Source organism: Streptomyces sp. CNP082 (genome assembly GCF_059570535.1).
Genome location: NZ_JCANSZ010000034.1, coordinates 38,922 through 61,882 on the forward strand (window position 1 = coordinate 38,922; position 22,961 = coordinate 61,882).

A 22,961-nucleotide genomic window follows, 5' to 3' on the forward strand; every position below is an offset into this window, starting at 1 on the left:
AGGGAGCGAGAAGATGACGGGACACATCGACAGGAGAAGGCTGCTGCTGGCCGGCGGCTCACTGGTGGCGGCCGGGGCCGTCGGCGGACTTACTCTGAACGGCTGCGACTTCAGCACGGATCCTGCGGGCGGCGCAGACACGGGACCGGTCGAGGGGAAAGGCCAGGCACCCGAGCTGCAGAGGCTGGTCGACGAGGGGAAGCTGCCCGCGCTGTCGAAGCGGCTGCCCGCGCAGCCGCTCGTGGTCCGCCCCGTCGACCGGGTGGCCGCCTACGGCGGTACCTGGCGCAACGCGCTCATCGGCGCGGGCGACGCCGGCCGCCTCGGCTACGCCTTCGCTTACGAGAACCTGGTCCGCTGGGACCGCGACTGGAAGAAGATCATCCCCAATGTTGCCGAGTCGTTCAGCGAGAGCGAGGACGGCACCCGGGTGACGTTCAGGCTCCGCAAGGGCCTGAAGTGGTCCGACGGCGAGCCCTTCACCGCGGACGACATCGAGTTCGCCTTCCGGGATCTGATCACGAACAAGGAGATCATCCCGGACACGCCGGGCCAGTACCTCGTCGGCGGCGGCCCGGCGAAGCTGCGGAAGGTCGACGCGTACACCGTGGAGTTCACCTTCGCCGGGCCCAACGCCCTCTATCTGACGGGCATGGCCAACGAGGTGTACGACATGCTGACCCGGCTGCCCAAACACTACCTCGGCCAGTTCCACCCCGATCTGAGCCCGGACGCCGAGAAGGCCGCCAGGGGACTGGACTACGCAGGACCGATGGAGCTGCTCCAGGACGCGCTGTATGCCGGCATGCTCTGGAAGGACCCGCGGTTGCCCCGGCTGCACGCCTGGCTGCCTGACGGCGCTCTCGGCGAGGGCACACGGATGCGGTTCACCCGCAACCCGTACTACTTCAAGGTCGACCCGGAGGGCAACCAGCTTCCCTACCTGGACGGCGTCGACTTCGCCATGGCCCAGGACGCGGAGGTCGTCCTGCTCAACGTATTGCGGGGTGACATCGACATGATCGAGCGCAACGTCACGACCACCAAGAACAAGCCGGTGCTGGCCCGGGACCGGACCAAGGGGCACTACCGCTTCTTCGACCTGGCGTCGGACAAGCTCAACACCCTGACGATCATGTTCAACCTCACCTGCAAGGACGCGGCGAAACGGGAGGTCTTCGGCAACCGCGACTTCCGTGTCGGCCTGTCGTACGCCATCGACCGGAAGAAGGTCATCAAGGCGGTGCATGCGCGGCAGGGCGAGCCCTGGCAGGCAGCCCCCGCGCGCGAATCCGGCTTCTTCGACGAGGAGATGGCCACGCAGTACACCGCGTACGACATCGACCGGGCGAACGAGCACCTGGACCGGGCGGGCCTGGAGAAGAACGGCGACGGTCTGCGGCTCGGCCCTGACGGCGAGCCGGTCACCTTCCGCATTCTGGTCAGCGCCGGGGCCGGGAAGCCTGAGCTGGCCGACGCGCTGGAGATCATCAAGCCCATGTGGGAGGCCGTCGGGATAGGGATGACCGTGCAGGCCGAGGACGAGACCCTGCGCATCCAGCTGATCCAGGGCAACGGCCACGAAGCGCTCGCCTGGGACGGCGACGGCGCCTTGGACCCGGTCAGCACTCCCGCCTTCTTCATGCCGGAGTGGGGCGAGAACAACTCCTTCTGCCCCGAGTGGTTCACCTGGCTGGCCACCCGAGGGCAGGACGGCATGGAGCCGCCGGCACACGCCAAGGAGCAGTACCGCCTCTACCACGAGGAGATCGCGGCCGAGACGGACGAGAAGCGGCGTGCGGCGATGATGAAGCAGATCCTCGCCATCGCGAAGGAGCAGTTCTACACCATCGGCATCAGCACCCCTCTGCCTGGCTACGGCGTCGTCGGCGAGACCTTCCGCAACGTGCCTGAGAAGAGCTTCTTCGCCGCCAAGTTCCCCATGCCGGGCGCCATGAACCCCGAGCAGTTCGCCATCGGCGCGTGACCGGAACACGGCTGACGGGACGGTCGAGCAGTGCTGAGCTACCTGGCACGCCGGTGCCTTTACATGATCCCCACGCTCTTCGGGATCTCCGTGGTGGCCTTCGCCATCATCCAACTTCCCCCGGGTGACTTCCTGACCACCCTCGCCGCCCGGCTGGAGAACCAGGGCGACCGGATGGACGAGGCGCAGATGTCCGCCCTGCGCGAGCGCTACGGGCTCGGCGAGCCGGTGTACGAGCAGTACGCGAAGTGGGTCAAGGCCATCGTGCTGCACGGCGACTTCGGGGAGTCCTTCGAGTACGGCAAGTCCGTCTCCAGCCTCGTGATGGACCGGCTGCCGCTCACCGTGGTGCTCGCGCTCTCCACCCTCCTGGCGACCTGGCTCCTGGCCTTCCCCGTCGGCCTGTACTCAGCGGTCCGGCAGTACTCGGTGGGCGACTACCTGGCCACCACCGTCGGGTTCCTGGGCCTCGCCATCCCCAACTTCATGATCGCACTGGTGCTGATGTACCTCGGCCACAGTGTCTTCGGCATGAGCGTCGGCGGGCTCTTCTCGCCCGAGTACGAGGACGCGGCCTGGAACCTGGGCAAGTTCCTCGACCTCATGGCCCACCTGTGGGTGCCGGTCCTGGTACTGGGGGCGGCCGGCACCGCCGGCCTGGTGCGGGTGCTGCGCGCCAACCTGCTGGACGAACTGCGCAAGCCGTACGTCGTCGCCGCCCGGGCGCGCGGCATGCCGGAGCGCAGGCTGGTGCTGAAGTATCCGCTGCGGGTCGCGCTCAACCCGTTCGTCTCCAACGTCGGCTACGTGCTGCCGGCGCTGGTGTCCGGCGAGGTCATCGTCTCCCAGGTGCTGTCGCTGCCCACCACCGGGCCGCTGCTGCTGGGCGCGCTGCGCAGCCAGGACATGTACCTGGCCAGCTCGATCATTCTCATCGTCAGCATGCTGACCGTGATCGGCACCTTGCTCTCCGACGTACTGCTGGCCTGGCTGGACCCGCGGGTCCGGCTGGCCCAGGGATGAGGGACGACCATGCGCATACGCACCCGGCCCGCGCCGTCCGCAGAACCGGCCAGGCACGGCGCCTCCCAGTGGCGGCTCATCTGGCGCCGGTTCCGCAAGCACAAGCTCGCCATGGCCGGCCTGATCGTCACTCTCGCCTTCTACTTCGTCGCACTGTTCGCGGAGTTCCTGGCGCCATACGGCACGGACTACCTCAACGACGACTACCCGTACGCCCCGCCGCAGACGGTCCAGTTCAGCGGTGGCCTGCACGTCGACGGCTACACGACGGCCGTGGACGACGAGACGTACGAGCAGACCTTCACCACCGACCCTTCGGCGGAGGTCCCCATCGGCTTCTTCGTCAAGGGCGACGACTACCGCCTCTTCGGCCTCATCCCCTGGGACCGCCACCTCATCGGCCCCGAGGAGCCCGGCGCCGCGATGTTCCTCCTGGGTGCCGACCGCAACGGGCACGACCTGCTCTCCGAACTCATCCACGGCACCCGGGTGTCCATGACCATCGGACTCGTGGGCGTCGTAGTGGCCTTCCTGCTCGGCGTCACACTCGGCGGCATCTCCGGCTACCTCGGCGGCAGAACCGACACCGCGATCCAGCGGCTCGTCGAATTCTTCATGTCCCTGCCCCACCTGCCACTGTGGCTGGGCCTGGCCGCGGCCCTGCCACCCGACTGGGGACCACTGCAGCGGTACTTCGCCATCACCGTGGTGCTGGCCATGATCGGCTGGACCCACCTTGCCCGGGAGGTACGCGGACGCTTCCTCGCTCTGCGCCAGGAGGAGTTCGTCACCGCGGCCCGCCTGGACGGCTGCACCCGGCGCCGGGTGATCTTCCGGCATCTGCTGCCGTCCACCAGCAGCCACCTCATCGCCCAGCTGTCGCTGTCGATACCGGCGATGATCCTGGCCGAGACCGCGCTGAGCTTCCTCGGCCTGGGCCTCCAAGCGCCCGTCGTCAGCTGGGGCGTCCTGCTGCAGGACGCGCAGAACATCCGCGTGCTCTCCACCGCCCCGTGGCTGATGCTCCCCGGCCTCGCCGTCGTCACCGCGGTGCTCGCCCTCAACTTCGCCGGCGACGGGTTGCGCGACGCGGCAGACCCCTACAGGAAGTGACGGAACGCGACAATGGCCCCTGAACCGGCCCCCCCGCTGCTCGACATCACCGACCTGAAGACCCACTTCGACACCGAGGAAGGCACCGTCCGCGCCGTGGACGGAGTGACCTTCACCGTCCCCCGCGGCAAGATCGTCTGCATTGTCGGGGAGTCGGGCTGCGGCAAGAGCGTGACCGCACGCTCCGTGCTCGGCCTGATCGACGAGCCGGGCCAGATCGTCGGCGGTTCGATCCGCTTCTACGCCGGAGCCACCGCAGGCGCCGCGTGCGTCGACCTCGCCGCGCTCGACCCGCGGGGCGAGGAGATCCGCGCCGTCCGCGGCGGGCGGATAGCCATGGTCTTCCAGGAACCGATGGCCGCCCTGTCGCCCATGTACACCGTCGGCGACCAACTCGTCGAGGCCATCCGGCTGCACCTGCCGCTGACCCGGGAGGCGGCCCGCGCGCGTGCCGTGCAACTGCTGGCGCGAGTGGGCATCCCCGGCGCCGAGCGGCGCATGGACGCCTACTCCTTCCAGCTCTCCGGCGGCATGTGTCAGCGCGTGATGATCGCCATCGCGCTGTCCTGCGACCCCGAGCTGCTCATCGCCGACGAGCCGACCACCGCGCTGGACGTCACCACCCAGGCCCGGATCCTGGACCTGCTGACCGAGGTCCAGGCGGACTCCGGCATGTCGGTCCTCTTCATCACCCACGACCTCGGTGTGGTCGCCGAGATCGCGGACGAGGTGGTGGTGATGTACCTCGGCACGGTGGTCGAGCAGGGACCCGTGGACGCCATTTTCCACGACCCCGCACACCCCTACACGCGGGCCCTCCTCGGCTCCGTACCCCGCATGGGCACCGGCGCCCGGCAGCGGCTCGTCACCATCCGCGGCAGTGTCCCGCACCCCTCGGAGCGCCCGGCTGGCTGCCCGTTCCACCCGCGCTGCGCGAGCGCGGTCGGCGGTGTCTGCGACACGGCGGAGCCGCCGGAGACGGCACTGTCGGAGAACCGCAGGGTCCGCTGCGTGCTGCATGGCGACACACCACCGGCCGTGCCCGCGGCGGCCACGGCCGAAGGGGCCCGGCCATGACCGACACCGCGCTCCCAGGCACCCCTGCTGCCGCACGCACGGCCCCGGTCCTCGAAATCAGTGGCCTGCGCACGCACTTCTCCGTCAAGCGCGGCTTCCTCGGCCGTACTGCCGGCCACGTCCGCGCCGTCGACGGCGTCGACCTCTCCGTCCTGCCCGGCGAAACCCTGGGCCTGGTGGGGGAGTCGGGCTGCGGCAAGACCACGCTCGGCCGTAGCGTCGCCCGCATCCTGGAGCCCACCGCGGGCCGGATCGACTACCGGCCCGCGGCCCAGGCGCAGCCGGTGGACGTGGCCGGCCTGTCCGGCCGCGGGCTGCGCGCGTACCAGCGGCAGGTACGGGTCGTCTTCCAGGACCCGTTCTCCTCCCTCAACCCCCGGATGACCCTGCTGCAGATCGTCGGTGAGCCGCTGCGCTCGTACGGCATCGCCAAAGGCGCGGAACTGGAGGACCGGGTGGCGTCCATGCTCACCCGCGTCGGGCTGTCGCCGAAGTACCTGCACCGCTACCCGCACGCCTTCTCCGGCGGCGAGCGCCAGCGCGTCAGCATCGCCCGCGCGCTGATCGTGGACCCGAAGCTGGTCGTCGCCGACGAGCCGGTCTCCGCTCTCGACGTGTCCGTCCGCGCCCAGATCCTGAACCTGCTCCGCGACCTCCAGGACGAGTATGCGCTGACCTACCTGTTCATCTCCCACGACCTGTCGGTGGTGGAGAGCGTGTGCGACCGGGTCGCCGTGATGTACCTCGGCAAGATCGTCGAACTGGCGGAGACCGACGAACTGTACGCCCGCCCCCGCCACCCCTACACCGAGGCACTGCTGTCCGCGGTGCCCCGCCCGGACCCGCGCCTGCGCGGCAGCAACCGCCGCATCCGGCTCTCCGACGATCTGCCCGACCCGGCGCACCCGCCCGCCGGCTGCTCGTTCCGCACCCGTTGCCGCTTCGCCCGCCCGGGTGTCTGCGACGTCCCGGAAGAGCCGCCCGTGCTGGCGTCCGCCGACGGCCGCGCCGGTACGGGACATAGGGTCGCCTGCCACCTCGCCGCCGGGCTCACGCTGACCGGAGTCCACGAAACCCCTGGAGTGACCGCATGACCGACAGCACCGCACCGGAGCCCGCCACCGCAGCGCTGCAGGTCCTCATCGGCAAGCTGACCCTGGAGCAGAAGGTGCGGCTGCTGACCGGCGCCGACAACTGGGCCCTGCACGCCGAGCCCACTGTCGGGCTGCGCCGGATCGTGCTGTCCGACGGCCCCAGCGGCGTCCGTGGGGAGAGCTGGGACGGGCGCTTCACCGCGCTCAACCTGCCCTCCGCGACCGCCCTGGCCGCCTCCTGGGATCTCCCGCTGGCCTACCGCTACGGTGCGATCATCGCCTGCGAGGCCCGCCGCATGGGCGTCGACGTCGTCCTCGGCCCCACCATCAACCTGCACCGCAGCCCGCTGGGGGGCCGGCACTTCGAGGCGTACTCCGAGGACCCGCTGCTCACCTCACGGCTCGCCGCCGCGTTCGTACGCGGGGTGCAGGACAGCGGCGTCGGCGCCACACCCAAGCACTACGTCGCCAACGACGCGGAGACCGACCGCCTCACCGTCGACAACCGCATCGGCGAGCGCGCCCTGCGCGAGCTGTACCTCGCCGCCTTCGAAGACACCGTGGTCGACGAGCGCCCCTGGATGGTGATGTCCGCCTACAACTCCGTCAACGGCACCACGATGACCGAGCATCCGCTGCTCGCCGAGCCGCTGTGCGGTGAGTGGGGCTTCGACGGCGTCGTGGTCTCCGACTGGTGGGCCGTCCGCAGCACCGAGCCCGCGGCCCTGGCCCACCAGGACCTGGTGATGCCCGGCCCCGAGGGCCCGTGGGGCGACAAGCTGACCGCGGCGGTGCGGGAGGGGCGGGTGCCCGAGGAGACCGTCGACGACAAGGTGCTGCGGATTCTGCGCCTCGCGGCCCGGGTCGGTGCACTGGAGGACTTCGCGCCGGCCGTCCCAGAGCCGCCGGCCGCCGAGGACGGGCCGGCGCTGGCCCGGGAGGTGGCCGCCGCGGGCACCGTGCTCGTACGTAACAGCGGCGAACTGCCCTGGTCCGCGGGCGATCTGCGCTCACTGGCCGTCATCGGACACCTCGCCCTCCAGCCCCGGACCCAGGGCGGCGGCAGTGCCACCGTCGAGCCCGACCGGGCCGTCTCGCCGCTGGAGGGCCTGCGCGCGGCACTGCCGGACACCCGCGTCGACTGGCACCTCGGTGCCCTCGCACAGCGCGGTATCGCACCCTTCGCGGGCAGTGACCTCACCGATCCGGTCAGCGGCCGGCCGGGCGCGCGTCTCGTCTGCCGCGGCGCCGACGGCACCGTGATCCTCGACGAACACCGGCGCGACGCCAACCTGGCCCGCCTGGGCTCGGCCCGGCTCGCCGGCACCGCGGCCGTCGAGGTCACGACGCGCTACCTGCCAGCGCGTACCGGCCCGGTACGGATCGGAGTGGCCGGCGCCGGAACGCTCCGGCTGCTCGTCGACGGCGCCGAACTCCTCCAGGAGGAACTCGTCCACACCGGCGAGGAGTTCGGCGGCGGACTCGTCGCGCCGCCGCACGTGAGCGTGCCGGTCGAGCTGGTCGCCGGCGAGCCGGTGGACATCGCCGTCCGCCTCGAACTGCCGCCGCGACAGGGCCCGGACTCCGGCGTCACCCTCGTCGCCGGGCTCGACCTCGACACCGCCGCGCCGGACGCCGAGATCGCCTCCGCCGCGGCGGCGGCACGCGACGCCGACGCCGCCCTCGTCGTCGTCGGCACCGGCCCCGAGGTGGAGAGCGAGGGCTTCGACCGCGCCACCCTCGCCCTCCCCGGCCGGCAGGATGACCTGGTCCGCGCGGTCGCGGCGGCCAACCCCCGCACCGTGGTCGCCGTCAACGCGGGCGCGCCGGTGCTGCTGCCGTGGCGGAACGACGCCGCAGCCGTACTGCTCACCTGGTTCGGCGGCCAGGAGTTCGGCCACGCGCTCGCCGACGTCCTGCTCGGCGCGGTGGAGCCCGGCGGCCGGCTGCCCACCACCTGGCCGGCGGACGAGGCGGACGTACCCGTGCTGTCCACCACGCCGGCGGCGGGGTGGCTGTCGTACGACGAGGGTGTCCGGATCGGCCATCGCGCCTGGCTGGAGTCCGCCGCCCTGCCCGCGTACCCGTTCGGGCACGGCCTGGGGTACACCACATGGACGCCGCCGACGGCTCTGATCCCCGGCGAACTCGCCGCCGGCGACGATCTCCTGCTCACCGCCGACCTGCGCAACACCGGACAACGCCGGGGCAAGCAAGTGGTCCAGGCCTACCTGTCGCGGCCGGGCAGCGCCGTCGACCGGCCGGTGCGCTGGCTCGCCGGTCACACGACCGTGACGGCCGAGCCAGGGGAGACCGCCACCGCCGCCCTGACGATCCCGGCCCGCGCCTTCCAGCACTGGGACGGCGCCTGGCGCACCGAACCCGGCGATTACCGGGTGCACCTCGGCTTCAGCTCGGCGGATCTCGCGGTCACCGAGACCGTACGGATCCGCTGACAACGACCCGAACGGGAGAGGAGGACCGCAACGCGCATCGGCACCACCCCCCACCGAATCTTCGTTTCCAGGAGAGCCGCATGCAAAGAAAAGCACGAAAGCTCCTGCTCGCCCTGCTGGCGACGGTGGCCGTACTCATCACCGTCATCGCCCCGGGGCAGGCCACCGCCGGACCCGCGCCCGAGGACTCGGCGCCCGAGGCAGCCGTGCCCTGGCTGAAGACCGACGGCAACCGCATCAAGGACGAGGCGGGCAACGCCGTCACACTGCGCGGCGTGTCCATGATCGGCCCGCGGCACAACGGCGAGTGCACCGAGTGCAACCCCAAGCCCGTGTCGGAACTCATCGACCGGGCCACCGACCCGGCGCAGGGCTGGCACTCCAAGGTGATCCGCCTGCCCGTCACCGAATGGGCACCCAACGACTCGCTCAGCCTGGAGGAGAACTTCCGCCAGCACATCGACCCGTACGTGAAACAGGCCGTCGCCCTCGGCGTGTACATCATCGTCGACCTGCACAAGGTGCAGGACTACGGCGGCACGAGCGGCATGCCTCAGCAGCGCGTCCTGGACTTCTGGTCGTACGTCGCGCCGAAGTACAAGGATGTCCCGAACGTGATCTTCGAGGTCTACAACGAGCCCATCAACCCGGACTCCTGGTCGACCTGGAAGAGCTACATCCAGCCCGTCGTGAACAAGGTCCGCGCCGCGGCCCCGAAGAACCTCATCCTCATGGGCGGCCCGCAGTGGAGCACCCGTGTCAACCAGGCTGCCGCCGACCCCGTCAGCGGCGGGAACATCGCGTACGTCTACCACCTCTACCCCAACCAGGGCGCGGCGACCGCCACCAACCTCGACGCGAAGTTCGGCAACGCGGCGAAGAAGATCCCGGTGATCCTCACCGAGTTCGGCTGGAATCCGGAAGGCCCCTGGTCGGACCCGGTCACCAAGGGCACCACCTCGGGCTGGGGCGCGCCGCTGCGTCAATACCTGGACGCGCGTCCGGAGATCAGTTGGGTGGCATGGGCGTACAGCAACTACTGGAAGCCCATGATGTACGACCACAACTGGAACCTGCTCGGCGGTGAGCATCAGGGCCAGTTCATCAAGCAGTGGCTGGCGGACAAGAAGACCGCCGGCCAGCCCGCCGGCACCTGATCCGGCACGTGGGCTCCGCCGCCCCAGCGGGCGGCGGAGCCTGGCTGCGCAGGCTGCGGTGGCGAAGCCCACCCACGATGGACGCGCCGGAAGGCGAACCGGGCCACGCAGCGTGGTCCCTGGACGGGTACGAGCCCCTCGTCGACCGATGGGCCGCCGCCGGATTCGCCGTGGTGCAGCGGTGAGGTCTCGGTACTTGAACCGCCTCTGGATCTCGTCCGAGTGCTCGTACACCGTCGAACGCCGCTCGGCGTACCGCTTCACGCACGAGACGGCGCACCGGCGGCGAAGGGGCAGGCTGTCTGCCCTCCCCCATCGCCGTACGGCAGGACGGACGACGGTGCTGCGGCGAGGGACCGGGCGGCGCGGAGCTGGAGATCCGTTTCGCCTGTCCGGGCCGGTGGACCGTGTCGACCTGACGGTCACGGTGCTGACGGACGTCACTCCGGCGTACCGGACGCTGTCGGTGTCCGACACCGGGCCGCACACGGCGGAGGAGCCGGCGCGTTCGCCGACGGCCGCCGGTCCCGGATCTGCGGGGTGGACGCGTTCCTGGACGACGATCTGACGTCGCTGTTGAACAGCGCATCCGCAGAGCTGCTCATCGCATGAGGGTCAGGGGTCAATCAGAAGGGCACGGCGGGGGCCGGCCCGAGCGTGGTGGTTCCGGGTGTTGCCTGGTGGCCGAGTCCGGCGCGGTAGACGTTGAGGGCGGCTTCGGTCTTCCCTTTCTTGCGTAGCAAGTCGCCGAGGAGGCGGCAGATGTCGGCCAGGTCTCCGGACGCTCCGGCTCGTTCCAGCAGGCTCATAGCGGTGGCGTAGTGTTCCTCGGCTCGTTCGTTGTCGCCGCTCCGTTCGGAGATCAGGCCGAGCAGTCGGTGGGCGCCCGCTTCATGGACCGTGCCGCGTGCAGAACTCAGGCCGACAAGAACGTCGCGGAGCAGTTCTTCGGCCTCGGTGTCCTTGCCCTGCCGGTGGAGCACGGCAGCAAGTTCCACTCCCACCTGGTGGGCGAACAGCGCGGCGCGCCGGGAGGACAGCATCTCGTGCGCGGTACGCAGCGCGTTCTCCGCAGCGGGCAGGCTTCCGCCCTGGGCCAGGACGTATCCGCGCATCCAGTGGCAGTGGGCGAGTTCTGTGCGGATCTGGAGCTGTTGGTAGTACGCGGCGGCCTTGGCGAGCGCGGCGTCCGCCTCGGCCGTGCGGCCTTCGGCGATCAGCGTGCGGGCGACGCCCCGGTGGAGCCGGGCGACGAGGGCGGGGTCGGAGACGTCGGGGGCAAGGGCCAGCGCGAGTTCCGCGGCTTGCGCGGCGCGGGCGTGGGCGCCCATGTCCATGTAGGGCGCGATGACGGCCGTGTAAAGGAGTACGAGCGATTCCGGATCGTGCATCCCGGTCGAGTTGAGTTCGTCGAGCGTGGTCTCCAGCAGGTAGCAGGAGTAGCGCAGTTCGCCTGCCAGCAGGTGGGTCAGGGCACGGCCGCGGATGGCGGGTACGCGCGATGTGAGCGGTGTGTGCGCGCGCAGGAGGACGGCCTCGGCCCGTTCGAAATCGCCACGTGCACGTTCGAGTTCACCGTTCTCCAGCGCGCACTCGCCGCGGCCGGTCAGCGCTGAGGCCAGCTCTGCGTCGAGTTCGTACTCCTCGGCGTCGCGGATGAGTTCGTCGTAGCGCGCGGCGGCCTCCGCCGGGTCCCCGGTGGCCAGAGTGAGCTGTGCCTGGGCCAGGCGCATCCGCACCTCGGTGGCGAGGTGGGCCGGGCGTCCGCTGACGAGTTCCTCGTAGGTGCTGCCGAGGCGTGCGGCGATGTGCCGCAGCGCCTTCTCCGAGGGCTGGACCTTGCCTGCTTCGACCGTGGAGATGTAGGCCGCGGTGTAGCCGGGCTCGGCCACGGCGCGCTGGGTGAGCTTGCGCTCGGTCCGCATCCTGTGGATGCGTCGCCCGAGCTCACCCGGCCCGCCGCGCGCACCGTCGCCGGTGCCCGCTCCCGCCGCCGACTGCGCCGTCGTGCCGCTGGCCCGTGTGCCCTTCGAGGCCCGGCGCGTTGCTGTGCCCTTCGCGACCTGCTTCTTCGGCACCCGCTTCTCCCCGCTTCCGTGACTCACGGTTTTCGCGTACGCCCGACCGGCCGGTACCCGGTGTCCACCCTGGATTTCCGGCGGCCAGGGCCTTGCGCAAGCTCCATCCCACCAGGCGGTTTTGCATCTAGAGTAAACGGAATTAATGGGAGTTTTAAGGTGATCCAGGTGCTTCACGGCCCGCAACCCAGTCCTTCTGAACAGGGGTGGCGAGGTCGGCCACTCACCACTGCCTCGGGCGGTTGGATGCAAGCCGCGGGACTTGTCCACCTCGCCACGCATGTGGACGGCGGTGCCACCGACCCATTCTCCGGACAGGACACTTCCTCCATGCTCGCCGTTCGCACCGGCCCCGCCGCGGTTGACGGAGTGGGTCTCGACGATACCCCCGTCTCGGGCCCCTACTTCGGATACGACGTCAGTCATTCGATGTTCTGCCCGCCGGGCGTCCGGGTTGGAACGGTGGCATCGAGTCCTACGCGCATCCTGAATATGGGCTCGGCCACCCACCAGACGCGTTGCCAGCGAGACGGAGTTCACGTCCGGCAATCGGTGTTCGCCAGCCAGCCATTCCGACCGGGTACTGATATACAAGCTGCCCACCGGGCGCCCGGTGGGCAGCTCCGGGCCATGGAGAGCCTGTGCGCGTGCCCGGGAACGGAGAGAGGCAGCCGGGTGGCCAGCGCGAGTTCTTCGAGGATGGTCGCGCCGGACCTGCTCGGGACGGTCCGGCTGACCTCTTCCGGCAGGAACCTCGCCGGCACTCGCCGAAGCGACGTGCTCCGATGCCGGGGTTCGCAGCGCCTGGCATCGGAGCACGTGTCACATCCGGACTGCCTTACATCACAGGGGGCGGCCTCCGATGTTGATCTCCGCTGCGCCGGCGAAGGCGTTGCCTGCGTGGGAGTTGAGGCCGGTCAGGCGTACGTACCGGCCGCTTGTGGCGCCGAACTCGACGTTCTGCGGTGTGAGGGCTGTGGTGAAGGAGCCGGTGGCCGCCTCGGTCCAGGTGGTGCCGTCGGCGCTCACCTCGATCCGGTAGTCCTTGATCCGGCTGTTGTTGGAGTTCTGCCGCTGCGTGTACGCCAGGCCGGTGACGTCGTACTGCCTGCCCAGGTCAAGGGTGATGTGGTGAGGGAAGTCCGGGGCCGCGTCGAACCACTCGGTGTGCCAGAAGGTGCCGGGGTCTGCGTCGATGGCGTTGACCGCGGCGCCGTTCTCGCCGGTGGTCTCCTCGCTGTCGACGTCGTGCACGCTGAGCGTGGACTGGTCGATGAGATCCGGCAGCGGCCGCACCTCGGAGGTGACCGATACTGTTTGCTGCGCCGAGCGTTCGTCCTGGACGGCGCTGATCGTCTGCTCACCGTGGAGGGTCTGAGCCGGTATGACGCCGTGGCGGGCGAACCGTCCGGTCTCGTCGGCGCGCACGGTGTAGACGGTCTCACCGTCGATGCGGATGTCGACGTAGCCGGGCGCGAAACCGGTCAGCTTCAGCGGGACCCAGGTACCGGCCTTCACCTCGGACGGGACCGAGATCTCCGGAGCGGAGGCGGGGGGTTCCTCGTTGGCCGGGGGATCGGCCAGCCTGACCCGGACGAACATCTCATCGCCCGCCGACGTCTTCAGCGTGCACGCCGTGTCCTTGGTGAACGCCGCCTGCACACCTGCGGTGTAGACACCGGCGGCGTGCAGCACGTCGCGTGGCCGGCTCTGTGTGAACGTCACCGGCAGCACCCGGTTCCCGCAGGTCGCCGTCGCGGTCAGCGGCTCGTTCAGGGCGCTGGCGGAAGCGGGGTCTCCGTCGGTCGCCACGGTGTCCGGAACAATCTGAGTACCGTCCTCGGCGACCTTGGTGCCTGGAGCGGCAACCTGGCCCAGTTCGACGCGCGTCGTGAGGCCCTTCGGTGCGGTCGTGTCGGTGCCGGCGGCGGTGGCGGCCCACCGGGCACCGGGGCTCTCGTAGAAGTTGGCGCCGGCCACGGTGAGGTGCGGGCCGAGGCGGGCGAGACGTTCACCGAAGTCGGCGACGTCCTTCTGGTCCGCCGGTGTCCAGCCGGTTTCCAGGATCGCGGCGGCTCGCGGCAGGGTGAGGAACGCCGCCTGGTCACCGCCGCGTACCGTCTCCGACCACAGCGGGCCCTCGACGCCCAGCACACCCGTCTCGGGGATGCCGCCGCTGACCGTCGTCGTCGGGTCCCAGTTGTAGTAGCGCTGGAAGTCGCAGGTGCCGCTGCAGGCCCACGTCAGGCCGATCGGGGTTTCGCCGGTGTACTTCTGGTCCAGGTACGAACCGCCCGCGGCGGACACCACGGTCTTGCCGCCCTTGGCGATGAAGTCGCGTACCCAGTCGCCGCTGCCGACCCAGTACTGCACGACCGAACCGTCCCAGAAACCCTCCCCCTGGGAGAGCCCGGCCTCGGCGTACTCCGTCCAGCCGACTGTCCCGACGCCGGTCGCGGCCTTGATGTCGGGGACGGCGCGGGAGATGAAGTCGACGTAGCGCTCGTGGCCCATGGCATGGGACTCGTCGCCGCCGAGGTGAACGTACGGGCCCCCGGTCATCTCGGCAAGCTGCCCGAAGACATGCTTGACGAAGGTGTACGAGAGATCGTGCTGCTCGTCCAGGGCGGAGTAGCCCACGCTGCCGGTGCCGTTCCAGTCCACCACCCCGGTCTCGGGATCGGGCGCGGGGAGCGAGCGGTCGGTGTTCAGCTCCGGGATCGCGTGCAGGGCGGCGTTGGTGTGGCCGGGGACGTCCACCTCGGGGACGACGGTGACGAACCGCTCCCTGGCATAGGCGACGATGTCCCGGTACTGCTCCTGCGTGTAGTAGCCGGTACGGCCCAGCTCGTTGCGGTAGCCCTGCTGGTTCATCGCCGTCGCGCCGGACTCGCGGTGCAGCGCGCTGTAGTCGATCGGATCACCCGGTGCCTTGCCCTCGTTGGTGATCTCGATCCGCCAGCCCTGGTCGTCGGCGAGGTGCAGGTGCAGCACGTTCATCTTCAGCCCGGACAGGGTGTCGATATAGTCCTTGACCTCCTCGACCTCCTGGAACGACCGCGCCACGTCGAGCATCACACCGCGGTAGGAGAACCGCGGGGCATCCTCGATATGCGTGGCGGGTACGCGCCAGTCGGTGACGACCGGACTCGGCGAACCGGCCCACGCCGGCAGGAGCTGACGCAGACTCTGCACACCGTTGAACGCCCCGTGCGCGGTGCGCGCGGTGATCGCGACACCTCCGCGGTCCACGTCCAGGACGTACGACTCCGGAGTGGGCGCGGCGCCCTTGACCGTGTACCCGGCCTTCGGGTTCACCGTGATACGGATGCCAACGCCCTTTTCGCGTACCGGCACCCGGAACCCGGTCGCCCGGCGCAACTGCACCGCGAGCTGCTCCCCGACGCCGGCCGCCTTGCCGCGGGCGACGATCTCAAGGGAGGGACGAAGGACGAACGGCTCTGCACCGGCGTCCTGTTGAACGACGGCAGGACGAGGGATGAGCGCACTGCCGTCAGGCTGTGCGGACGAGTCCTGCTCGGCACCGGCCGACGGCGCGACCACCAGCCCGCCCACGGTCGCGAGGACTGCCGCGAACAGCAGATACGGCTTACCACGTGGGGATAGCAACGAACGTCTCTTCCGCTTCTGCAACTGCATAGGGACTCCCTGTTGGCTGGGTGGTCAGTGCATACCCCTGCTTATAGAGGGCTTATTTCACGCATTTTCCAGCACTGTAGCGAGGTGGAATCGCAGTGGTCTAGTCCCTTGAAAGCAGCAATTCAGGGAGGTCTGGGAACCGGCAGATCGCGAGCGGAGCCTCTGATGGACATCACCCAAGGCCGACTCCAGACGCTTCGACGGCCAGGTGATGGGCCCCGCCGTAGTGGCGCTGAACCTGCGAGCGGCGCGGTGAGAAGCCCGGACTGCCCGGTCCGCCGCCTGCTGGACAGGACAGTCCGGGGCTTCACCAGTGGCTCGGCCGCTGGTCGTGGTACTTCAGGGCGCGATGGCCATGGCGAAGATGTGGATGCCGCCCTGCCCCGGCAACACCACCAGATCCACCGTCTTGCCCGCCTGGAGCGGCACGGAATGGGCGAAGATGCTGTACGTGACGCCCGCGTTGCCGTACCCGTCCTGACGGTTGCGGCCGTTCGACGCGGCTATCTGGGTGGCGCCGTGGTCGGTGACGTTCTGGAATGACCAGTTGGGGAAGCCGAAGCTGCCGCTGCTGCTCGTGCCGTCGGTGTAGAAGACCCGGGCGCTGCCCACTGCGTTCGTGCCGATCCCCGAGCCGAGGAAGACCAGCTTGCTCCCGGAGCCGCTGAGGGAGATCGCCTGGCCGCCGCTGGACACGTTGTCCTTGGCCCCCGGTGGGACGTCCGGCCAGGTCAGCTCGGCGCCGAGCGCGGTGACGGACGCACCCGGGCTGAGGCCCACGTCGGCGAGCTTCTGGGCCGAGAAGCTGTTGCCGCCGCCGTCGAAGTCGCCTGGCGTGGTGTTCGATTCATCGGTGATGCCGACGTTGTTGTATGCCGCCGCGAGAGTGGGCAGCGGCTCGCCACGTCGCTCCGTGCGGGTGGCGGTGGCGGTGGCGAGGCCGTCGCCGCCTTCGTACAGCGCGGTCGCGGTGAAGTTGAGCAGTTGGAAGCCGGAGCTCGGTGCCGGGACCAGCAGTTCGAAGGTCACGGTGGCGTGGGCGTTCGGGGCGATGCCGCCCTTGACGGTCCGTACCTCCGGCTCCACCACCCAGCCGGCCGGCCCGGAGAAGCTCACGTGCAGGTCACGCATGCGCTTGGGAGCGGTGTTGCGGACGGTGACGGTGACGGTGGTGACGGCGGGTCCGTCGAGGTCGATGGGAGAGACGGTGATCTCGGTCTGCGCGGCGGCGGCGCGGGCCGTGCCTGCGAGGAGGGTCGCGGGCAGCAGCACGGCCCCCGCTCCGGCCACGGCGAAGGATCTTCGGGACAGGGCGGTGCGGGATGGCTCGGTCGGCATGAGCGTTTCCTCTCCTCCGGGGAGACGGGGCCGATGGGCGGCCTGAGGTTGCGTGGAGGTGGTCCGGGACGACGTGGGTGAGCCCTGCTCAAGCCGCCGGCGGCATGTCCGACTCGCGCGTGTCGAGACCGAGACGGATGTTCACCCAGGATCCGCGGGTGAAGTCCGGCACCTCGACCGGACGCCCCTTGCTCTCCAGCGACATCACGCTGAGGGGCACGGGTGAGCACCACACCGCTGCGTCGTACACGTCCATGTCCGGTACCAGGCCGGCACGCATGCACTGGACCGTGCGCCACTGCAGCACATAGTCCATGCCGCCGTGCCCGCCGTTGTTGGCGGCGTCGTCGCCGATCTTCTTCCACAGCCAGTGGTCGTACTCGTCACGGTAGGCTTTGAAGTCCCGCCAGGAGTGCCCCCCGTGGTCGGGCTCGATGTAGATCCGGCCCCCGGTCGGAGCCGGACCGGCGTAGTCCTCGAAGATGCCGCGGCTGCCGGCGATCGTGTTGATCCTGCTGTAGGGCCGAGGCGAGCTGACGTCGTGTTCGGCCCGGATGGTGCGGCCGTCGGCGGTGTCGATCATGCAGGTGACGAGATCGCCGTTGACGTACGTCTCCTTCCACGCCGGGTGCCCCTCGGGCACGAACCGGGCTCGGTAGTCGGCCAGTCCCTTGGGCTCGGTGGCGGTGGCGCGCAGGGTGACCATCCGGTCTCCGCGGTTGATGTCCATCGCGGCCGCGATGGGGGCCAGGCCGTGCATCGGGTAGAAGGAGGCGATCGAGCGCGTGTGCCACAGTCGCCGCCACGAGTCGGTGTAGTACGTGGGGGAGAAGAGCAGTTCACGCAGGTCGTGAAGGTAGCCACCGTGGCCGTTGGTGATGTCGCCGAAGGCGCCGTCGTGGGCCATGCGCAGCATCGCCAGTTCGTTGCGGCCGTAGGAGACGTTCTCCGCGAGCAGCAGATGACGACGGGTCTGCTCCGAGGTGTTGACCAGATCCCACAGTTGGTCCAGCTCGGTGGCGATGGGCAACTCGACCAGCACGTGCTTGCCGGCGAGCAACGCGGCTTTGCCCTGCTCGTAGTGGAACTCCCAGGGGGTGGCTATGTAGACGAGGTCGATATCGTCGCGCTTGAGCATCTCCTTGTACGCATCCGGCGAACCGCCGAACTCCAGAGGCCGCGGCTTGCCGTCCGCCGCGAGCTGGTCGGCCTTGGCCTTCGCGCGTGGGGCCCGCACATCGCAGACCGCGCGCACCACGCAACCGGGTACCGCAGCCCACCCGTTGGCCATCCCGCTGCCGCGGTTGCCGATTCCTATCACCCCGACCCGCACGGTCGGATACACGTCGAAAGCCTGTTTCGCCATCGACGTCTGCCCCGCGGGCCGACCGGGCGCGCCGCCCGTTCCGGCGGCCCTCGCGGCGCCCGCAGCCCCCAGCGTGGCCATGGCTCCAGTGGCCGCTGCTCCGCCCAGTACGGCACGTCTTGAGAGTCCAGATGCTTCCTGCATGCGTTTCTCCCCGGCATGGACATCGCTGGCGCCCATGAATCTCCCGGAGGCGGGACGGCGTGTCAAGATGTGCGTGAATGCCACGGCTTTCGAGCAACTTCAAACAGCGTGAAGGTGCGGGAGGTGGCACGCCGCCGCCTGCTCGGAGGGGCCCGGCGATTCGTACCGGCCGGCCTTGGTCGTCGTACGGCCGCGGGAGCGCGGGTCGAGGTGGATGCGCGAGTGCGCCGATGGCGGCCGTCACTTGGCTGGAGAAGCAAGGCAGGCATCGGATGGCCGTCAAGTGTCGAGCAGCGGCGATGGGTGCGCCCTGCCGGTTGACAGGGCCGCATCGCGGCGCTACAACCAGTCTGTCATCCGATGAATCACCGGCGTGCCTCTCCATTGCGGGAGACGAGTCGTAGCGAAGTCCACTTCATGTCGCCTATGCGCGAACAGAGATGGGATGTATTGCCCCCGTACTCGGAGGAGAGAAGCATGACGATGGTCCATGGTGCAGGAGCGCGTGGCACAGGCCGGCGCAGACGCGGGCGCAGCGGCCGGACGCTCGTCGCGGCCGCCGCACTGATGTCCGCCGTCGGCGCGCTGCTCGGCGGCGCGCCGGGGTCGGCCGGCGCGGCCGGGCAGGGCAGCGGCCGGGAGGAGCCGGTCCCCGACTACGAACCCACCGTCGAGTCCCTCAACAGCCACCCGACACCGGAGTGGTTCGACGACGACAAGTTCGGCATCTTCATCCACTGGGGCGCGTACTCCGTGCCCGCGTGGGGCCCGCGCGGCAGCTACGCCGAGTGGTACTTGAACTACATGAACCAGGCCGGCCACCCGACGAACGCCCACCACCGGGACACGTACGGAACCCACTTCGACTACGACGAGTTCATCGACCGCTGGCAAGCCGACAAGTACGACCCGGACGAATGGGTGAAGCTCTTCAAGGACGCGGGCGCCAAGTACTTCGTGCTCACTTCCAAGCACCACGACGGCGTCGCGCTCTACGACAGCGCCGTCAGCGGCCGCGACAGCGTCGACATGGGCCCGCGGCGCGACCTCGCCGGCGATCTGTTCGACGCCGCACGCGAGGCGGGCGGCCTGCGAGCGGGCCTCTACTACTCGCTCTACGAGTGGTTCAACCCCTCCTACACCGGCCGCCCCGCCACCAACCCGTACACCGGCGAGCCCGTGCCGTACACCGGCGCCCCGGCGGTCGACGACTACGCCGGCGACTACATGGCTCCGCAGATGCGCGAACTCGTCGAACGCTACGACCCCGACATCCTCTGGTGCGACGGGCAGTGGGAGAAGCCCGCCGAGTACTGGAACACCGCTCCGGTGCTCGCCGACTACTACAACCGGGCCAAGAACCGTGAGCACCCCAAAGAGGTCGCGGTCGCCAACCGGTGCAAGATCCAGTCCGGCGAGCTGGACAGCACGGAACTCGACTTCCAGACCCCCGAGTACACGGTCAAGGAAGACATCGACCCGGACAAGTGGGAGTCCAGCCGCGGCATCGGCCACTCCTACGGCTACAACCAGAACGAGCCCGAGTCCGACTACCTCACCTCCGACCAGCTGATCGACTCCCTCGCCGACATCGTCAGCAAGAACGGCAACCTGCTGCTCAACATCGGCCCCCGCGCCGACGGCACCATCCCGGAGCTGATGCAGAACCGGCTGCTCGACATCGGCGACTGGCTGGACATCAACGGCGAGGCCGTCTACGGGACCACCTACTGGCACCACGCCGAGGAGCCCGCCGGCGGCGACGACGTGCGCTACACCGTCAAGGACGGCACCCTCTACGCCACCGCGCTCACCTGGCCCGGCGAACAGCTCACCCTCGGCGCCGACGTGCCCACCGGGCCCGGCACCGAGATCACACTGCTCGGCTCCGACGGCCGCGACCTGGAGTGGCGCCGGGACGCCGACGAGCGCGTCGTCGTCGACACCCCGGCCGCGGGCCCGGCGGCCACCGGCAGCGAGCACGCCTACGTCTTCAAGATCCGCACCCCGGGCGTCGACGGCCTGATGCGCACGCACACCGAGCTGCCCGACGAGCTCAACCCCGGCCGCACCGCCGAGGGCACGCTGACGGTCACCAACACCGGCAGGCGCGAGGCCGCCGCCCGCGTCACCATCGACGCGCCCGACGGCTGGACCGTCTCGCCCGCCGCCACCGGCACCGGCCCGCTCGCCGGCGGCGCCGACGCCCGTATCCCGCTCCAGGTCACACCGGCGGCCGACACCGCACCGGGCGACTACGAACTGCGCCTCACCCTGCGCGACGGGCGGCAGTCCACCACCACCGCCGTACCGGTCACCGTGGCACCCGAGAACCTCGCCCGGGGCAAGCCGGCCCAGCAGAAGAGCACCGCGTGGGACGCCCCGGCAGAACGCGCCGTGGACGGCAACACCGACGGCGCGTTCAACGCCGGCTCCGTGACCCACACCGCGGAGGACGGCTCGGCCGAGCCCTGGTGGCAGGTCGACCTCGGCGAGGTGAAGACCGTGGACAGCGTCAAGGTCTGGAACCGCACCGACTGCTGCGCCGACCGCTTGACGGACTACTGGGTCCTCGCCTCGAAGGACCCCATCACCGCGGACAGCCTCGCCGAAGCCCGCTCGGCACCCGGAGTGACCGCCGTCCACGTGGAAGGCCAGGCCGGCCGTCCGACGGCGGTGGACCTGCCGCCGGGCACCGAGGCACGCCACCTGCGCGTCCAGCTCGCCGGCTCGGACCCGCTCTCGCTCGCGGAGGTCCAGGTGCACCCGCCGGCCGGCGGGTGAGCTGCGACACCTCGGCCCGCGCACCTGCCGATGCGAAACCTCCGGATCCGACGGAGGAGCAGCCCGCCGCCCCCCGTGTCTCGACAGGGGGGCGGCGTGGGCATCGTCGGCTCGGCCCGCCCGGCCCCGGGGAGCGAGGTCGGATGAGGCCGTCGGACAGGAGGCCCCCGGTTCACCGCATGCCGCCGAGAGCACGCGCCGCGCTGGTGCCGCCGGGGGCACCCCCGCGCAGGGGGAGGCGGATGGTGACCGTCATGCCCGCACCCGGTGCCGTGTCCAGCTCGATCTCTCCGTCGTGGCTCTCGACCACCGCGTGGACGATCGACATGCCCAGGCCGCTGCCGCCCGGGACCCGCGCACGGTCGGGGTCGGCGCGGAAGAAGCGGTCGAAGATCCGTGCCGCGTCCTCCGGGCACATGCCGGGGCCGGTGTCGGCGATCCGCAGCACCGCGACGCCGTTCCCGGCGTGCGCGGACAGGATGCACGCGGCGTCTTCGGGCGTGTGGGTGCGTACGTTCGCCAGGAGGTTGCCGAGCACCTGGCGCAGCCGGGCGTCGTCGCCCATGACCACCACCGGCTCGGGCGCGTCCACGTGGACCGTCCGCCGGGGTTGCTGGGCGCCCAGGTCGGCGGCGCCGTCGCGGACGAGCACGGCCAGATCGACCGGGGCGCGGACGCTCGCCGGCTGCTGTTCCAGCCGCGCCAGCGCCAGCAGCTCGTCGACGAGCCGGCCCATGCGCTCCGCCTCCGCGCCGACGCGGGCCAGCGCCCGCTCGACGTCGTTGTCGTCCAGGATGCCCTTCTCGTACAGCTGGAGATAGCCCTGCACGGTTGCCAGCGGGGTACGCAGCTCGTGGGAGGCGTCGGCGAGGAACTGGCGCTGGCGAGCCGCCGCGTCCTCGCGGCTGGCCATGGCCTCCTCGATCTGCTGCAGCATGGCGTTGAGCGCGTCGCGCAACTGCTCGACCTCGCTGCCGCCGGGCGGCGAGTTGTCGACCCGGCGCGACAAATCACCCTCGGAGATCGCCGACGCCGTCTCCACCATGTCCTCCAGCGGCTGCAGTTGGCGGCGAGCCGCCTTGGAGGATACGGTGGCGAGGAGCGAGAGCAGCACCGCACCGACGATCAGCTCGACGAGGAAGAGGGTGTGCACGGCGCTGCGCACGCTGTCGAACCTGGCGCTGCTGATCGCGAACGTCCCGTCGTCCAGCCGGGCCACCGCCACCCGGTAGCCGCGGCCGTCCGCCGTGACGCTGGTGATCCCGCCGGAGTCCGCCAAGGCGCCCGGGTCGGGGATCGCATCGGCGAACTCCTCGGCGAGCCGGGAACTCCTGCCGCTGAACATCCAGCAGGTGCGCAGTGGCCGGCCGGCAGCGTCGAGGAGGACGAGCGGCTCGTCGCCGCTGAGCGACTGGGCCATGCCATCGCCGTTGTCGCCTTCGTCGATGACCTGCGCGAGAACGCACACGCGCGCCAGCGACTCGGTGGTGAGCAAGCCGTCGGCGAAGCGGTCACGCCGGTCCCGTACGGTGTCGTCGACCTCACCCAGGAGCAGCCTGTACGTGCTGAAGAGGCTGACACCCGCGGCCAGGAGCAGACCGGCGGTGAGGATGGCGACGTTCATCGCGGTGAACCGTCCCCTGAGCGAGCGGGGTCGCCGTGACGCTGCCAGCCGGGGAAATCG

The 22,961-nt window shown here is 70.2% G+C and carries 14 protein-coding genes; 9 read left to right on the plus strand and 5 right to left on the minus strand.

All coding sequences use genetic code 11. From position 1 onward, the window contains the following. Positions 1 to 13: 13 nt before the first annotated feature. The 8 genes from B124_RS24500 (at position 14) to B124_RS24535 (ending at position 10,475) form a co-directional block, all read left to right on the plus strand. Positions 14 to 1,987: an ABC transporter substrate-binding protein gene (locus tag B124_RS24500; RefSeq protein WP_496505104.1), complete on the plus strand. Its 1,974-nt coding sequence runs from the start codon at positions 14 to 16 to the stop codon at positions 1,985 to 1,987. A gap of 30 nt (positions 1,988 to 2,017) precedes the next feature. Beyond that, entirely contained in the window at positions 2,018 to 3,010 is a 993-nt protein-coding gene (locus B124_RS24505) for an ABC transporter permease (RefSeq protein WP_496505105.1), read from the plus strand. 9 nt (positions 3,011 to 3,019) lie between these two features. Further along, positions 3,020 to 4,123, plus strand: a complete 1,104-nt coding sequence (locus B124_RS24510) for an ABC transporter permease (RefSeq protein ID WP_496505106.1) — start codon at positions 3,020 to 3,022, stop codon at positions 4,121 to 4,123. Positions 4,124 to 4,135: 12 nt separating this feature from the next. Further along, positions 4,136 to 5,200 carry an ABC transporter ATP-binding protein gene (locus B124_RS24515; RefSeq protein ID WP_496505107.1) on the plus strand — a complete coding sequence of 355 codons (1,065 nt, stop codon included), beginning with the start codon at positions 4,136 to 4,138 and terminating at the stop codon, positions 5,198 to 5,200. After that, positions 5,197 to 6,294 (plus strand): ABC transporter ATP-binding protein, encoded by a 1,098-nt coding sequence (locus B124_RS24520; RefSeq protein ID WP_496505108.1) that lies wholly within the window; start codon positions 5,197 to 5,199, stop codon positions 6,292 to 6,294. The genes B124_RS24515 and B124_RS24520 overlap by 4 nt, the downstream gene beginning before the upstream one ends. After that, on the plus strand, positions 6,291 to 8,750 hold the full coding sequence (locus B124_RS24525) for a beta-glucosidase (RefSeq protein ID WP_496505109.1): 2,460 nt from the start codon (positions 6,291 to 6,293) through the stop codon (positions 8,748 to 8,750). The genes B124_RS24520 and B124_RS24525 overlap by 4 nt, the downstream gene beginning before the upstream one ends. Positions 8,751 to 8,830: 80 nt before the next feature. Next, positions 8,831 to 9,907, plus strand: coding sequence for a glycoside hydrolase family 5 protein (locus B124_RS24530; RefSeq protein ID WP_496505110.1), 1,077 nt, complete (start codon positions 8,831 to 8,833; stop codon positions 9,905 to 9,907). 400 nt (positions 9,908 to 10,307) lie between these two features. Further along, a complete protein-coding gene (locus B124_RS24535; RefSeq protein WP_496505111.1) occupies positions 10,308 to 10,475 on the plus strand; it encodes a hypothetical protein in 168 nt (55 codons plus the stop codon). Between the two features lie 58 nt (positions 10,476 to 10,533). Here the strand turns inward: B124_RS24535 and B124_RS24540 are convergent, their stop codons facing one another. The 4 genes from B124_RS24540 to B124_RS24555 all read right to left on the minus strand — a co-directional run bounded on the left by B124_RS24540 (position 10,534) and on the right by B124_RS24555 (position 18,430). Then, a complete protein-coding gene (locus B124_RS24540; protein WP_496505137.1) occupies positions 10,534 to 11,985 on the minus strand; it encodes a tetratricopeptide repeat protein in 1,452 nt (483 codons plus the stop codon). 843 nt (positions 11,986 to 12,828) lie between these two features. Next, complete coding sequence (locus tag B124_RS24545; protein WP_496505112.1) at positions 12,829 to 15,615, minus strand: family 20 glycosylhydrolase; 2,787 nt, start codon at positions 15,613 to 15,615, stop codon at positions 12,829 to 12,831. A gap of 369 nt (positions 15,616 to 15,984) precedes the next feature. Continuing rightward, entirely contained in the window at positions 15,985 to 16,917 is a 933-nt protein-coding gene (locus tag B124_RS24550; RefSeq protein WP_496505138.1) for a beta-sandwich domain-containing protein, read from the minus strand. 154 nt (positions 16,918 to 17,071) lie between these two features. Next, complete coding sequence (locus B124_RS24555; RefSeq protein WP_496505113.1) at positions 17,072 to 18,430, minus strand: Gfo/Idh/MocA family protein; 1,359 nt, start codon at positions 18,428 to 18,430, stop codon at positions 17,072 to 17,074. 540 nt (positions 18,431 to 18,970) lie between these two features. Between B124_RS24555 and B124_RS24560 the strand changes: the two genes are divergently transcribed. Continuing rightward, a complete protein-coding gene (locus B124_RS24560) occupies positions 18,971 to 21,277 on the plus strand; it encodes an alpha-L-fucosidase (protein ID WP_496505114.1) in 2,307 nt (768 codons plus the stop codon). A gap of 172 nt (positions 21,278 to 21,449) precedes the next feature. On the opposite strand, the gene B124_RS24565 is transcribed toward B124_RS24560, so the two are convergent. Further along, positions 21,450 to 22,901, minus strand: a complete 1,452-nt coding sequence (locus B124_RS24565) for a sensor histidine kinase (RefSeq protein WP_496505115.1) — start codon at positions 22,899 to 22,901, stop codon at positions 21,450 to 21,452. Between the last annotated feature and the right edge of the window lie 60 nt (positions 22,902 to 22,961).